Annotated in this window: 13 protein-coding genes; 10 read left to right on the top strand and 3 right to left on the bottom strand. The window is 22.1% G+C overall.

Features of this window, described 5'->3' with window-relative positions; translation table 25 throughout:
• Positions 1–300: type II secretion system protein (locus tag VAMP_RS02485; protein WP_213348871.1), on the bottom strand; the 300-nt coding region annotated here is incomplete at its 3' end.
• An 80-nt stretch (positions 301–380) separates the two neighbouring features.
• Positions 381–509 (bottom strand): hypothetical protein, encoded by a 129-nt coding sequence (locus tag VAMP_RS06675; protein WP_275052388.1) that lies wholly within the window; start codon positions 507–509, stop codon positions 381–383.
• 228 nt (positions 510–737) lie between these two features.
• Here VAMP_RS06675 and topA point away from each other — a divergent pair, with 228 nt between their 5' ends.
• The 10 genes from topA to VAMP_RS02435 all read left to right on the top strand — a co-directional run bounded on the left by topA (position 738) and on the right by VAMP_RS02435 (position 14024).
• Positions 738–2996 (top strand): type I DNA topoisomerase, encoded by a 2259-nt coding sequence (gene topA / locus VAMP_RS02480; protein WP_213348868.1) that lies wholly within the window; start codon positions 738–740, stop codon positions 2994–2996.
• Between the two features lie 25 nt (positions 2997–3021).
• Positions 3022–5589, top strand: coding sequence for a peptidoglycan D,D-transpeptidase FtsI family protein (locus tag VAMP_RS02475; protein WP_213348866.1), 2568 nt, complete (start codon positions 3022–3024; stop codon positions 5587–5589).
• A 121-nt stretch (positions 5590–5710) separates the two neighbouring features.
• Positions 5711–6460 carry a class I SAM-dependent methyltransferase gene (locus tag VAMP_RS02470; RefSeq protein ID WP_213348864.1) on the top strand — a complete coding sequence of 250 codons (750 nt, stop codon included), beginning with the start codon at positions 5711–5713 and terminating at the stop codon, positions 6458–6460.
• Between the two features lie 36 nt (positions 6461–6496).
• A complete protein-coding gene (locus VAMP_RS02465; protein WP_213348862.1) occupies positions 6497–7294 on the top strand; it encodes a CPBP family intramembrane glutamic endopeptidase in 798 nt (265 codons plus the stop codon).
• Position 7295: 1 nt separating this feature from the next.
• Complete coding sequence (locus VAMP_RS02460; RefSeq protein ID WP_213348860.1) at positions 7296–7583, top strand: DUF2103 domain-containing protein; 288 nt, start codon at positions 7296–7298, stop codon at positions 7581–7583.
• A gap of 48 nt (positions 7584–7631) precedes the next feature.
• Positions 7632–8384, top strand: coding sequence for a DUF1295 domain-containing protein (locus tag VAMP_RS02455; RefSeq protein ID WP_213348858.1), 753 nt, complete (start codon positions 7632–7634; stop codon positions 8382–8384).
• 69 nt (positions 8385–8453) lie between these two features.
• On the top strand, positions 8454–10385 hold the full coding sequence (locus VAMP_RS07000) for a type I restriction-modification system subunit M (protein ID WP_213348856.1): 1932 nt from the start codon (positions 8454–8456) through the stop codon (positions 10383–10385).
• Positions 10386–10410: 25 nt separating this feature from the next.
• Positions 10411–11868 (top strand): ATP-dependent nuclease, encoded by a 1458-nt coding sequence (locus tag VAMP_RS02445; protein WP_213348854.1) that lies wholly within the window; start codon positions 10411–10413, stop codon positions 11866–11868.
• The gene (locus VAMP_RS02440) at positions 11850–13256 is read left to right on the top strand and encodes a restriction endonuclease subunit S domain-containing protein (protein ID WP_213348852.1); all 1407 of its coding nucleotides are present in this window, start codon (positions 11850–11852) and stop codon (positions 13254–13256) included. The genes VAMP_RS02445 and VAMP_RS02440 overlap by 19 nt, the downstream gene beginning before the upstream one ends.
• A gap of 18 nt (positions 13257–13274) precedes the next feature.
• Entirely contained in the window at positions 13275–14024 is a 750-nt protein-coding gene (locus tag VAMP_RS02435; protein ID WP_213348850.1) for a hypothetical protein, read from the top strand.
• On the opposite strand, the gene VAMP_RS02430 is transcribed toward VAMP_RS02435, so the two are convergent.
• The gene (locus VAMP_RS02430; protein WP_213348848.1) at positions 14013–14333 is read right to left on the bottom strand and encodes a hypothetical protein; all 321 of its coding nucleotides are present in this window, start codon (positions 14331–14333) and stop codon (positions 14013–14015) included. The two genes, VAMP_RS02435 and VAMP_RS02430, sit on opposite strands and share 12 nt — an antisense overlap.
• Positions 14334–14505: the final 172 nt, after the last annotated feature.

Below are 14505 nucleotides of genomic sequence, written 5' to 3'. Positions count from 1 at the left end.
AGAATTTGATAAATTTTTTACATTTACAAAACTTGATAATTTCTTCATCACTCAAGATCATATCATTCACTGTTCCAAATTTCATGTCAAAACATTCCCATCTGGTTCAGGAAATTCAAATTTCTTAATATGATAAGTTTCAAGTCCTCATGCTACAGTCTGCACATTGTTTACCACTTGTGCATCCCTTGCTTTACTTACCCAAATACTAATACTAATTCATCCTACTACCGCCAATATTGCGATAATTCACACTGTTACCACAACTTCTACTAATGTAAATCATTTATTGTTTCTCATTTTTTATTGTATTTAATATATATAAAATATATTGTATTGATTTTTTCTTAAATCAATAAAAAAACACAATAGAAAAAAATCTATCATGTTTTTTTATTAACTCAAAAATTATTTATACATAAACTATCTAATTTACAACTCACAACTCACAACTCACAACTCACAACTCACAACTCACAACTCACAACTAAATTTACTCATTTTTTCATAATTTTCAATATTAAATATTAATTAATTTCCAACATTTAAATTATATTATTTTTTTTATCTTTTTCAAGTTGTCTTTTGTTGTTTTTTATTTTTCTAGTGTAGAAGATTAAAATTTTAAGTATAATTTTATATTTTATATATTTTACTTTAATTTTTTCTTGAAAAAAATAAATAAACTAATATAAACAATTTATTATATAATTTATTTAAAATAAATATTTTTATTTATGCCAAAATCTACCAAAAAAAATAATAAAACAACTACAAAGAAAACTAGTACCAAAACAACAAAGAAAAAAATAATTGCAAATAGTTATGGTAAAAATTTAGTTATTGTAGAGTCTCCAGCAAAATCTAAAACAATTAAAAAATTTTTGTGAAATGATTATGAAATAGTTGCTAGTATGGGACATATTATAGATTTACCAAAAAAATGAATTGGTATTGATATAGAAAATAATTTTGAAACTACTTATGAAGTTATGCCTGATAAGAAAAAAACAGTAACAGAACTAAAAAAATTAGCAAAAAATTATGAAAAAGTATGGCTTGCAACTGATGAAGATCGTGAATGAGAAGCTATAGCTTGGCATTTATTGACGGCACTTAAATTAAAATTGAAAGATACTCCTAGAATTGTTTTTCATGAAATTACAAAAGATGCATTACAAAATGCTATAGACAATCCTAGACAAGTTGATATAGATCTTGTAAATAGTCAACAAGCAAGAAGAGTTTTGGATAGATTAGTTGGTTTCAAAGTCTCACCAGTATTGTGGAAAAAAGTAAAAAGATGACTTTCTGCATGAAGAGTTCAATCCGTTGCAGTAAAACTTGTAATAGAAAAAGAAAATGAAATAAAATCTTTTGAACCTGAAGAATCTTGGAAAATAGTTACGGATTTTGAATGACAAGAATGATTAATAGCTCAATTAGATAAAATTAAAAATAAAAAAATAAAATTATTAAATGAAAAAGATGTTGATAAATCTTTAACTAATTTAGATTTAAAAAAACCTAAAGAAAGTAAAGATAAAAAAACATGAAATAAAGTATTAAATTATAAATCTTGAATAGATTTTGAATTAATAAATATTAAAAAAACTAAATCAAAAAAGAATCCTCAAGCTCCATTTATAACTTCTACATTACAACAACAAGCTTCAAATAAGTTTTGATGGTGAGTAAAACAAGTTATGATGGTAGCACAAAAATTATATGAAAATTGATATATTACATATATGAGAACTGATAGTTGCAATCTTTCCAAACAAGCAATTTGAGCTTGTAAATGATTTATACAAGATAAATATTGAGAAAATTATGTAAAAACTAGACAATTCAAAACTAAATGATCTTCTGCTCAAGAAGCTCATGAAGCTATAAGACCTACAAATATAAAAAAATCACCTGATGAAACATCTCTTGCTAGTAAAGAAAAAATGCTTTATCAATTGATATGGATTAGAACTATAGCAAGTCAAATGAGTGAAGCTATTGCTGAAAATATTACTTATGAGTTTAGTCCTGAAAAAGATAAAGATCAAATTTGGTTATCTAAATGACAAACAATTTATTTTGATTGATTTTATAGAATATATAAAGATTTTTTATGATCTTATCCTAGTAATGAAGAAATTTTGCCATCTTTGAATAAATGAAAAACATTAAATTCAAAATTAATATCTGCTTACCAACAATTTACTAAACCACCAAGTAGATATACAGAAAGTTCTTTAGTAAAAAAAATGGAAGAATTATGAATTGGTAGACCATCAACTTATGCACCAACAATATGAACTATTATTGATAGATGATATGTTGATAAAGATGAAGCAAAAAAATTATTTCCTACTGAGATAGCTTTTGTTGTAAATAAATTTTTGGAAAAACAATTTTGAAATCTTATGGACTACAAATTTACTGCCAAAATGGAAAAAGATTTGGATAAAGTTTCTCATTGAGAAAAAGATTGGAAAAAATTGATGAAAGATTTTTGGACAAAATTTGAAAAAGAATTAAAAAATGCTGATAATGCTGAAGCTGAACAAATGATTGTATGAGAAAAATGCCCTGAATGTTGAAATGAATTAGTATATAAATTTTCAAAAATGTGAAAATTTATTTGATGTAGTAATTATCCAGATTGTAAATATATAAGACAATCTGAAGAAGAAAAATCAAAACTTGATTCATTAAAAGAAAAATTTGAATGAAAACCTTGTCCTGAATGATGAACAATAGTTGTAAAAATTTGAAGATTTTGACCTTTTTTGGCAAGTAGTGAATACCCAGAAGTTAAATGGATATGAAAAATACCTGATGAAAAAATAGAAAAACTTGAAGAAAAATATTGAGGTGAAACTTGTGATAAATGTTGAGAATGAAAAATGATGGTAAAAAAAAGTAAAAGATGACCTTTTCTTGCTTGTAATAAATATCCAGATTGTAAAAATGCTAAACCATTGCCAAAATCAAATAAATAATTTAAATAAATAAGTTTTTTTGTATATGAAAAGAAAAAATAATAGAAGAAAAAAAGATAATATTTTGAAAAATAAAATATTAAAAAATGTATTTTTGTATTACAAAAATTTTGTTTATAAATTTTGAAAAAAAAATAATAAAAGAAAAAAAGATAATATTTTGAAAGATAAAATATATAGAAAATTAACATTTTATTATGAAAAAATTAGATCAAGATTTTGAAAAAGAACTAAATCAAATAAATATGTAAATATTTTACAAAATTCAAGTAAAGAAATAAAAATAATTTGATTTTTTGTTTTTTTATTTATGATTATTTTTGGTAGATTATTTTATTTACAAGTTGTAAATGCAAAAGAATATCAAAAAAAATTATTTACTCAACATGCTAGTAATACTACTTTGACTGCTAAAAGATGAAATATTTTTGTAACTGATAACTCTTGAAATGAAAGAAAACTTACTGAAAATATTAATATATATACTATATTTGCTGATCCATGATTTATTAATGATAGAGAATGATTTGTAGAAAAAATAACACCAGTTTTATATGAACATTTTTGTGAACAATTTGGACTTGAAGTTCCAGATGAAATTACATGTATAAGAAATATAGAAGATTTTTCTTGAGTTAAAATATTGCCACAAGAAGAAAAAACTTTTTTCTTAACTTGAGATTCTCAAGAAATTTTTCTTGATCAACAATCTTTTGATTTAAAAACTCAAGAAGCTATTGATGATTTTTCTCAAGATGATGCATATGAGCTTATATCAGAAAAATTATCTGATATTACCAAACCTTGAATTAGAAAAGCAAATTATTTTTGATATTTTGATAATAATAATTTTCTTAATAAACTTGAAAATTTGGATAAAGATTATATTTCTATAGTTTGAAATTATCTTTATTTCATTCCTACTAAAGTAAATAATATTAATAGTACTAGTAGGGAAATTTTAGATTTATTTAATAAACATTGATATAATTATACTCAAGAAGTAATTGTCAAAAGCTTACAAGAAAGAGAAATAAGATATGTAAGAATAGCAGATAATGTGTCAGGTCAAATTATTCAAAAAATAAATGATCTTAAAGAAAAATATTTTACTGAAACAATAGATTCTGTACCTTTATTGCATTGATTAGGTTATGAAAAAAGTCAAAAAAGATATTATCCTTATTGATCTTTTATGTCTCATATTTTGTGATATATAAATAATGAATGAAAATGATTTTATTGAGTAGAAGAATATTTTGATGATATCCTTAAATGAATAGATTGACAAATGGTTTGAGTATCTGTACCATGGATATGAATTGTTGGTTCAAATAATTTTGAAATAAAAAATCCTATTAATGGTTCTGATGTATATCTTACAATAGATCCTACTATACAAGAAAATGTAGAAAGAATTGTAAAAACATATTATAATGTATTAGTTCCTGATACTATATCAGTTTTGGTTATGGATCCTCATACTGGTAAAATAAAAGCATCTGTAAATTATCCAAATTATGATCCAAATTCTTATTCTGATTATTACAACATTGAGCCATTATCTTATGATCAAAGAGATATTGTAGATGATGATCAATATATTGATATTCCTGTTTTGTTAAATGATGATTGAGATTTGAGAATGACAACTTATTCTGAAAGGAAAGATTTAACTTTAAAAAAATATGTTTTTACAAATAAATTATGACCACAAGTATTTATAGATAGAAATATAGCTTATCCTTCTGAACCTGGTAGTACTTTTAAATCTGTTACTACAGCAATTTGACTTGATTCTGATGAAATTGAGCTTGATGATCGTTATGAAGATGAATGAAGTGTTGAAATTTGACCTTATACTATAAGTAATGTTCAATCTCAATGTGAATGATATAAAACTTTTCTTAATGCACTTGATTGGTCTTGTAATGTGTGAATGGTAAGAATAGTTCAAAAAACTACAAGGTATGTTTTTTATTCTTATTTGGATAAACTCTGATTTGGTAAACTTACTTGAATTGAACTTGCAGGTGAAGAATCTGGTAGAGTTACTGGTTTAGAAGATTTTTCTATGGCTAGATTCTTCAATAATAGTTTTGGACAATGATTATTAATAACTCCAATTCAATTAGCTAGTGCATATTCTACAATGATTAATTGATGATATAGTGTTAGACCTACAATATTAGATAAAATATATAATAGAGAAACAGATAAATATACTTATTTTGAACCTAAATTGGGGCATAAAATATTCTCTCAAGAAACTTCTGAAAAAATGTTAAAAGCTATGTGAGATATATTAGATATGGAAGATGAACAACATTTATGAAGTATGGTTTGAATTCCTTTTTATAGTGTATGATGAAAATCATGAACTTCTCAAATTGCTTTTCAATGATCCTATCAATCTGGTGCATGATGGACTATATGAGGTTTTGCATGAGTTACTACTGCCAAAGATCCAAGATATGTTATAATTACTCAAGTTCGTCGTCCTAGACAATCAGAACGATGAGGAAGTACAGCTTGATTTATAAATAGAGATATATCCAAATTTTTAATAGAATATTCAGGTATCAAAGAATAAATATTAATAGATTCCTCGCCTTCGCTCAGAATGACTGATGAAATATTTATCCACTTGTAATGAGTGATGAAATATTATTTTTAATAATATTATTTATATAAAAATATTAATTAATATATAAATGAATTCAAAACAACAAATTAAAGATTTTTATAATTCTCAAAGTGAAAAACGAAATCAAACTAGACAAAAATATTGGCCAGAATTTAAAATAATTTTGGAAAAAATTAAAAAATATAAAAAAGAAAATATTAAAATATTAGATTTGGGATGTGGTAATGCTAGGATTTTAAATTATTTACAAGAAGAATTATCTGATTTTGAAAAAATAGATTATACTTGAGTTGATATATCTGAAAATTTGATAAATATATCAAAAAATAAATATCCAAATTATAATTTTTATACAAGTGATATGTTAGATTTTTTACAAAATGAAAGTCAAGAAGAATATGATTTTGTTTTTATGATAGCAAGTTTTCAACATATTCCAAACAAATCTGAAAGAAAATTAATTTTGAAGTATATTTACAAAATATTGAAATATAATTGAAAATTGATTTCTATAAACTGGACTATGTCAGATTGGTTTAGAAAAAAGTATAATAAAAATATTTTTTTTTCTAGATTGAAATCTATATTAAGTTCTTGATATTTTTCTATGAAAGATATTTATATACCTTGGAAAAATTGAGAAAAAACATTATATAGATATTATCATATATTTTCTCATATGGAAAAAATAAATTTATTGAAATCAAGTTGATTTTGTATTAGAGATATTTTTTATATAAATAATAAATGAGAAAATGACACTATTAAAAATAGTAGAAATAGTGTTTTTGTAGTTCAAAAAGATATTATAAAGTAATTTTTATTTTTTTATATATTTAGTTTTTTGTTAAAAATGAAAAAACAATTATTGTGAGTGTCTACATTTGTTTGACTTTATCTTATGCTAAACTTATTTTTGAAATATTTACCTACATATTATGTAGAATTAATAAAATCATTTTTTTTAAGTTTAAATTTAAATTTTATTAGTATTTTTATTATTGCATTTTTATTTCAACAAATATTTGTATGAATATTTTTATTTATTGCTATGAAAGTAAGTGAAAATAATATTAAAGAAAAATTTTTTAATTATATAATAAATTTTTATAAAAAACAATTTGTTTGGTTATGATTTATTAATTTATTTAAATATACTATAGGTGCATATTTTTTATATATTTTAATATCATGATTTTTATTATTTATAATAAACTTAATTTGAATTAATTTTCCAGGTTTTTTTGGAGAACAAAATGTAGCTAATTTTATATGACAAATCTCTATAAATAATTGGTATGAACATTTAATTATGTTTTTGATGATAGCTATATTGGTGCCTCTTATTGAGGAAATAGTTTATAGATGATATATACAAAAAATGTTGACTGAATGATATTGAAAATATATTTGAATATTTTTTTCTGCATTTATTTTTACATTCATCCATTTTGAATTTTCAGTATTTTGAAATTTATTTATTTTGGCATTAATACTTGCTTATATATATAATAAAACAAAATCTTTGATATATACTTTTGCATTTCATTTTTTGGTAAATTGAATTGCTTTTACTATAATATTTTTTTCAGATAAAATATTAAATGAAATAAAAGAATGAGAAAAATTATATTGAATAATATTTTTTTAATATGAAATATCAATCTTGAAAAATAAAAAAAGAACATCATATATTGAGTGATTTCAAAAAAGTTTTGGAAAGTATAGAAAAAATTCCTCAAGTTAAAAGAATTATACCTTGAAGAATTTATAGAAAACAAAAATGATCTAGTCATAAAAAGATCTCATTTTCTTACAAAACTGAAAGTGGAATGAAATTTATTATGAAAAAATGATGAACAGCACAAGAAGTTTTTGTGTTATGTTGAACACAAGATAAAGAATTTATTTTAAATAAAATTAATGCTATTGAAATTTAGTTATTTTTTGATATTAATTAAATTTTATTTATTTAAATTAAAATTTTTATGATAGATATTATTAGTATTTTACTTGTTATTTTTTTATGTTATTTAGTTTTATTTTTTATATCAATATATATCAAAGATAATTCTATAGTTGATATATTTTGGTGATTATGATTTTGAATCATAGCAATAATGTTATTTTTTCAATCAGATCAATATATTTATCAACTAACAACATTATTTTTAATTCTTGCTTGGGGACTTAGATTGTCAAGTTATATATTTTATAGAAAATTAAAAAAACCTTGAGAAGATAGTAGATATAAAGAATGGAGAAATGAATGGAAATATTTCTATACTCAAAGTTTTTTTCAAATATATATTTTACAAATGATAATTATGTTTATCATAGCTATACCTTTATTTATAATATTTTATTGAGAAAAAGATTTTTGAATTAATATATTTTTAATTATATGAACTATTATATCTTTATTTTGATTAATATATGAAAGTATAGCAGATTATCAATTATTTAAGTTTTTGAAAATTAGAAAAAAATGAGAAATATTAAAAAAATGATTGAGAAAATTTCATAGATATCCAAATTATTTTTGAGAAATTTGTTTTTGGTTTTGAATAAGTTTTATTTGATTACAAATTAATATTTTTTCATTAATATGATTTTTAGTAATTTTTTTACTATTAATTTTTGTATCTTGAGTTGCTATGACTGACAATAGATATAAATGAAATAGTGAATATGAAAAATATAAATCAAAAACTCCTGCTTTATTTCCTTATATATTTTAATATTTTGGTTGAAAAAAAGTTTAAAATGAGTATATAAAAAGTAGTATTTATTTACAAAATATTTATATTATGGTGTATACTAAAGAAGTTTTAAAAAAAATTTTTCCAAACCCTGAAAAATCATTATTATTATTTGATAATCTTGAAAATCTAAAATTTTATACAAAAGATTGAGAAGAAGGTAAATATTATATTAAATCATTATGAAGAAGAGAAGAAGAAAGACTTATATATAATGAAACAACTTGAAAATCTGCACCAGAAGAGATAGTAAAACAATTATATATAGATGAATTGATCAAAAAATATAAATATCCAAAAAAACTTATAGATACTGAAGTTGATGTCCAATTTGGTAGAGAAAAATATGATCATAAAAGAGTAGATGTTGTAGTATATAGTGATGATAATACTACAGAAAAAATTGTAATAGAACTAAAAGCTCCATGACAAAAAAATGATCTTGAACAATTGAAAAGTTATCTAAATGCAAAATGAGCTCCTATATGAGTTGCTTTGAACTGACAAGTACATACTATCTTATATAGACCTTATCCAGCTGACTTTGATACACTTTGAGACATTCCAAAATATGGTGAAGAAGTAGAAGATCTTTTTAAGAAAAAGAAAACTTTATCAGACCTTGAAGAACAAGATCTTTCAAAAGTAATTTTAGACTTGGAAGAATTAGTTTTGGCTCATACTGGTTTTGATGCATTTGAAGAGATTTTTAAAATAATATTTGCAAAATTATTTGATGAAACAGAGGCAAAAGATAGACAAAATGAAGAACTATTTTTTAGAAAATATGGTAAAAATCTACAAAAAACTAAAGATGCAATAGATGAACTTTTTGAATCAGCAAAAGAAGAATGGCAATATGATATTTTTGAAACAACAGATAAAATTAAATTATCACCAGAACATTTGTCTTTATGTGTTTGATTACTTGAAAATATATCATTGTTTGGAAGTGATTTAAGAGTGATAGATGATGCATTTGAGTATCTTATACAAAAATCTAGTAAATGAGAGAAAGGACAATATTTTACACCAAGAGTAGTTATTGATATGTGTGTAAAAATGTTGAATCCTTGAAAAAAAGATTATGTAATAGATACAGCTTGTGGTAGTGCTTGATTTTTGGTGCATACTATGAAATATGTAAGAGAAAAACATTTTCCAAAAGCTTCTGATTCAGATTTTAGGGATAGATATGCAAAAAAATATTTATTTGGTATAGATTTTGATGAAAGAACTTCCAAGATTTCAAGGGCTATTATGCTTATAGCTTGAGATGGTAAAAGTCATATTTTCAAACTTAATTCTTTGGATACAAACAATTGGCATAAATCACCTATAAAATATGAATTAGAAAGATCTCATCTTATACAAGAATTTTCAGATATTAAAAAAGATAAAGAAAACAAAGAAAGTTTAAAAGAACTAAAATTTGATGTGCTATTGGCAAACCCTCCCTTTGCTGGTAAAGTAGCAGACAAAAGATTGTTATCTGATTATGATTTAGGTAAAAATCAAAAATGAAAGCTTGTAAGTCAAACTTCAAGACATATTTTATTTATAGAAAGAAATTTATCTGTAGTAAAACCTGGTTGAAGACTTGCAATAGTTTTGCCTCAATGAGTTTTTAATAATACATCAGAAGAACATATTCGTGATTTTATCATGAAAAAAGCAAGGATTTTGTCAGTAGTAGGATTGGATCAAAATGCTTTTAAACCTCATACTTGAACAAAAACATCAGTATTGTTTTTACAAAAATGGAAAGAAGATGAACTTGATGAGTGATGAAATCCAAAAGTTAAAAATTATCCAATATTTTTTGCTACTTCCAAATTACCTTTCAAAGATAATAGTGGTGATTATGTATATAAAGAAGATGAAAATGAAAATAGAGTATTACAAACTGATTTGATGGATATAGCAGATGCTTTTGTGCAGTGGTGAAAAGAACAAGATTTTAATTTTTTGAGTGAGTAGTTTAGTTTTTTAAAATTGATTGAAAATGTTTTTAAAAAAGATCATAATTGAAAATTTTAAATGATTTTGATGAAAAACTGAAATAGATTTTAATTTTCCAAATCAAAAAAATAATTGATTAAACTTTTTTATATGAGAAAACAATACTTGAAAATCAACAGTTTTTGAAGCTGTTAATTTTTTATTTTCTTGACTACCAAAATGAAGTAATGAAGATGATTTAAAAAATAAAAACAATAAAAATAATCCTGTAATAGTTAAAATTGAAATGCTTTGAAATTCATTAGATAATTTAAGACCAAAATATGAAAAATATATTCAAAAATTAGATGATTGAATGGAATTAATTAAATTATGAAGAAGTTCAGAGAAAAAAGTAATTGATCAATGATGAAAAAAGTCTGTTGATATGAATATTAAAAAATTATGAGTTTATAATTTTGAATCTTTGCAATATGAAAATCCTACTTGATTTGATAAATCTTTTAAACAATATTTTGACATTGATTTTATTTGGGCAGATACAAATCCAGAAGAAATAACTAAATTTTGAAGTACAACTATAGTTTGAAAATTGATTTCAAAAATATCTGAATGATTTAAGGATAGTCAAGAATATATTGATTTTGAGAAAAAATATAATGAAGTTTTTAATGATTGAGAAAATAGTTTAAAATCAAAATTGAATGAAATTTGACAAGATGTAGAAACAACTTTTAAAGAACAATTTTGAGATGCAAAAATAAACTTTCACTTTGAAAATTTAGATGTTAGTTCATATTTTAAAAATACAAAAATTGAAGTTGATGATGGAACAAAAACTTTTTTAGATGAGAAATGAAGTTGAATGCAAAGAGCTATAGCATTAACTTTATTACAAGTATATATAAATATGTTGCCAGAATCAGAAGAAAAAAATAAAAAACCATTTTATTTTTTTATTGATGAGCCTGAAATTTGTTTACATCCTAAAGCTCAAATAAAACTTATTAAAGCATTAAATAAGTTATCAGAAACACAACAAATTTTTTTAACAACACATTCTCCATATATTTTTAAAGAAACTTGATGAAAATTAAAAAAAGTAAATATTTTTACTAAAGAAGATGAAACTATAAAAATACAAAATACAGCTGAAAACTTTTGATTATTTTGAAAATATAGTCCTTCTTGGTGAGAAATAAATTATTATGCTTATAATTTACCTACAGTTGAATTTCATAATGAGCTTTATTGATATTTAGAAATAAAAAATAAAATTGAATTAAATGAAATAGATAAAACAAAAAAATGGGTTAAAGATAAAAATTGAATTAAATGAAAAGAAATTGATGTTTCACTTCAAGAATATATAAGACATTCTATTCATCATCCAGAGAATAATCATAATGATGATTATTCAGAGGAAGAATTAGATAATTCTATACAAGAAATGATAAAAATTTTAAATAGTCTTAAAAACCAATGACCTACCAACAAATAATAGAACAAAAAAATCTTGATGTTTCAATTGTGGAAGTGAAAGATTTGGAATATTCTTATAGAATATGAGCAGAAGTTTATCATCCTAAAAAAATAAATTCTATATCTTATTTAAAATCTAAAAAATATTGTAAATTATGAGAATTATTTTATTTTGATAAAAAAACTTTTAGTCCCAAAAATTATAAAAATCAAAATGAAGTAATAAAATTATTAGAACTAGAAAATATATGAAATTTTCAAATAAATGAGATAATAGAATCTAAAGTTTCTAATATAAAAAGCACAAAAAATATTGTATGAAATAAAATAGTTGTTATTTCTCGTTTGAGACCGTATTTACAACAAGTTTGAATTATTTTTGATGATTTAGTATATACAACAACTGAATTGCTACCATTAAAAACTAATAATTGACTATTGCCTGAATTTTTATATATATTTCTATCTACTGAAGAAGTTCAAAAAATATTATTTTATAGTCAAGAATGAAATGAGCACCCAAGATTTCCAACTTATATATTAGATAACCTACCTTTTCCTATTCCTTCAAATTCTTTCCAACAAAAAATAGCTGAACTTGTTCAAGAATCTTACCAACAAAGAGAAGAATCAAAAAAACTATATTCACAAGCTGAACAAGTATTGCTAAAAGAAATTTGATTAGAAGATTATCAACCTACAGAAAACAATATTTCTATCAAAGATAGTAAAGAAATAGATATTTTCTGAAGAATAGATGCTGAATTTTTCCAACCAAAATATGATGAAATTATAGAAAAAATTAAAAACTATCATTGATGATGGGATCATTTAGATAATCTTATAACAATTTCAAATAAAAGAATCAAAAAAGAGGAAAACAAATCTTTTCAATATATAGAACTTGCAGATATAAATGCAAGTTTGGGAACTGTAAATTCAAATAATAAAATATTATCTCAAGACTTACCAAGTAGGGCACAAATGAAAATAGAAAAAAATGATGTTCTTGTTTCTTCTATTCGTGGTTCTGCTGAGAAAGTAGCTATTGTTGATCATAATAAAGAAGATTTTGTTGCTTCTACTTGATTTTTTATATTGAAACCAAAATTTTTTAATGCTGAAACAAATTTAATTTTAATGAAATCTTGGATTTATAGAGAACTATTGAAAAGAACTGCAAGAGGAATGATCTTAGAAGCAAGTAATAAAAATGATTTTGCTAAATTTATACTACCAAAACTTGATGAAAAAGTTCAATCAAAAATAGCTCAATTAGTACAAGATTCACACAAAGCATTGGAAAATTCAAAAAATCTATTGGAAAAAGCAAAAAAATCTGTAGAAATCTTTATAGAACAAGATGAAACAAAAGCAATTGAATTTTTGGAAAATAAAGAATTTTAACTGATTAAGTTTATTGTTATGATAAAAATATTTAAAAAAATCACTTCAAACTATAAAATAATAGTAGTTTTATTTTCAATTTTCTTTTTCCTTTTTTGATTATACTTTGAAAGTGTAATTAATTCTTTTTGATTATCTTTTAATTTTTTATTTTTTAGTGAAAATTCTGCTGAATGGTTTCAAGTGTTATGATGAGTTTGAAGTTTTATAGTAGCTATTGTTGTTTGATATTTGGCTTATAAATTTAATAAAAATAGTGAAATTCAAAATAAATTAGCTTTTGAAGAGTTTAGACCTTTAATTAAATTGCAGTCTAAAGAAGGATATCCTATCATTGTTAATGATTGAAAATTTGAAGCAAGTAATATTATCTATTGTTATAAATATTATGATGAAAATAAAAGAAAATATTCAGATCTTAAAGTTATTAAAGATTATGAATCTTTATTATTATCTCCTTGAGCTGAAAAAAGATTAAATATTGAAGATGAGTGATATTATTCTTATGTTATATTATATAAGAATTTTTCTAGTTGAATTTTATATATAAATTGATTTAACTTTAAAAAAGGTTGATATGATTTATTTAGTATATGAGACTTAGGTAAAGATGATGATTGAATTTATTCTATATTATCTCCAATAGAAAAAAATAAATATATTAAAATAATAAATGAAATTAATCCACAAAATCAGATATTTTATAATTTTAATAAAAATAAAGTTGATAGTTTAATAAATTACTTTTTTAATTTATTAAGAAAGTAAATATTCTTCAAATGATTTAATTGAAAATTCTTTTTGAAGTGAATTAATATATGATATATCTTCATCTTTTGTATTCCTAAAACTTAAAGAAATAAACTCAATTTTCTTATTGTTAGTAATTTCTAATATGTCTTTTATAAATTTTTTTAATGATGTTTTTTCTGTAAGACTATTTTCTAAAGCTGGTAATATATTTTTATCTTTAATTCATTCAGTTTCTTTAATATGTTCTTTTAATAATTTTGACAATATTTTGTTTGTAGGACTTTCTTTTCAAATTATTATATAGATTTTATTCTCTTCACTCATTTTTTTATTTTTATTTTTGATTAAATTTCAATATTGAATTTTAATTATTTATTTGAATTTTGCAAAGAAATTTATATATAAAAAATTTTTATAGTATATAAAAAATCTCTTGAAATTATAAAAAAGATTGAGTAGTTGAATATTTACATTATCTAAAACTAAATTAGATATT

This window comes from Candidatus Vampirococcus lugosii, assembly GCF_018420025.1.
In the GTDB taxonomy this organism is placed as follows: domain Bacteria; phylum Patescibacteriota; class Gracilibacteria; order Absconditabacterales; family Absconditicoccaceae; genus Vampirococcus; species Vampirococcus lugosii.
This window is presented reverse-complemented; position numbering and strand designations above follow the sequence as displayed.